This window comes from Paucibacter sp. XJ19-41, assembly GCF_028462495.1.
GTDB lineage: Bacteria > Pseudomonadota > Gammaproteobacteria > Burkholderiales > Burkholderiaceae_C > Roseateles_E.
Genome location: NZ_JAQOWX010000259.1, coordinates 1 through 1,560 on the forward strand (window position 1 = coordinate 1; position 1,560 = coordinate 1,560).

At 72.2% G+C, this 1,560-nt stretch carries 1 protein-coding gene and 2 pseudogenes; 2 read left to right on the top strand and 1 reads right to left on the bottom strand.

Translation table 11 applies throughout. From position 1 onward, the window contains the following. Positions 1 to 480 (top strand): annotated as a pseudogene (locus PO768_RS28785) (hypothetical protein); the annotation flags it as partial. A 28-nt stretch (positions 481 to 508) separates the two neighbouring features. On the opposite strand, the gene PO768_RS28790 reads toward PO768_RS28785, so the two are convergent. Beyond that, complete coding sequence (locus PO768_RS28790) at positions 509 to 1,054, bottom strand: Mpo1 family 2-hydroxy fatty acid dioxygenase (RefSeq protein ID WP_272648791.1); 546 nt, start codon at positions 1,052 to 1,054, stop codon at positions 509 to 511. A 94-nt stretch (positions 1,055 to 1,148) separates the two neighbouring features. On the opposite strand from PO768_RS28790, the pseudogene PO768_RS28795 reads away from it, so the two are divergent. Further along, positions 1,149 to 1,560: pseudogene (locus tag PO768_RS28795) on the top strand (hypothetical protein); the annotation flags it as partial.

A 1,560-nucleotide genomic window follows, 5' to 3' on the forward strand; every position in this document is an offset into this window, starting at 1 on the left:
CAGCTGAGCCCCAGCACGCGCTTGGAGGCGCCGGATCTGCCGGCCGCACCGAGCGCCCCGACGGTGCCCCAGCCCGAACGCCCGCCTGCCGCCCAGCCGGTCACGGTCGCTCCCTCAACACCTGACCCCGGCTCGCGCACGAGCCCGGCGCCGTCCGCCACAGCCGCAGTGCCGCCCGCCGGCAGCCCCGATGCCGGCGCCCGCCAGGGCCATGATGTGGCCACGCCGGCCTCGACCCCGCCGAATGCACCGCGGCTGAATCTGAACCTGCCGCTGACCCGCGGCGGCGAGGTCTCGAGCCGGGGCTCGCGCGGCGTGCTGCCGCTGGTGCCGCATCCGCCCGAGCTCAAGTCCAAGCTCAGCGAGAGCATCGAGAAGGCGGCCAAGTCCGACTGCCGCCAGGCCTACCAGGAGATGGGGTTGCTCGCGGCGTTGCCGCTGGCCGCCGATGCGGCCAGGAACAAGGGCTGCCGCTGGTAATCGCGGCGCGCATCGGGTCTTGTCGAGTTCAGCCGGCGGGCTGGGCCAGATCGCGCAAATGGGTCGGGCCGGCCTGGCGTTCGATCTCGGCCAGCATCGAGCGGCCCCAGCCCAGCATGAACAAGGCCTCGCCGACGACGAACATCGGCCCGACCAGCAGGCCCACCAGGTCGTCGACGAAGGCGGGCTTCTTGCCCTCGTAGTAGTGGCCGACGAACTGGATGATCCAGCCCAGCACAAACATGCCGAGGCCCCAGCCCAGCCAGGCGGCGGTCGAACCGGTGGCCAGCGGCTCGGCCAGCGCCATCAGCACCGCATTGACCAGCGCGGTGGCCGCGCCCAGCACCAGATTGCCACGGCTCAGATACCAGGCGGTGCTCGCCGCCCACAGCAGCCAGGCCGCGCTGAGCTGGACATCGCCGAGATGGAACTGCGCGCGCGCCAGCAGGATGCCGATCGCGAACACGATCAGCGGGATGCCGACGAAGTGGGTGGCGATATTGCGGCGGTCGCGGTGGTAGCGGGCGTACTGCACCATCAGATCGAGCGCGGGGCGGAAGGGGCTGGCGGCCATGGCGATGTCTCCTGTTTGCTTATGGCTGGATGCTAGTGCAGCACGCTGCCGGCCGACTGTCAAAATGCCGACACCGGGACTCGCCGTTTTCCCTATGTTGCTTGATCTCCTTGCCCCGGCGCGGCGGGCCGCGCTCTTGATCGGCCTGTGGCTGGCCGGCTGTGCAGCGCCACCGACAGAACCCGCGCCGCCGGTCCAGGACCTGGAGCCGCGCTTTGCCGCGCTGCGGGCCGGGCAGGGCGGGCGGCTCTACCGCATCGAGTCGGCGGGCTCGGCCGTGCGCATCTATGTGTTCCGCGCCGGCCGGGCCGCGCGGCTGGGCCACAACCATGTGCTGGCGGCGCCGCGCTTCGAGGCCTGGCTGTTGTGGCCCGACACCCTGGCCGAGGCCCGCTTCGAGCTGCTCCTGCGTCTGGCGGACATGCAGCTCGACGACCCGGCGCTGCGCGCCGCCACCGGCGGCGGCTTTGCCGGCCCGCTGAGCGCCGAGGCGGTGGCGGCCACGC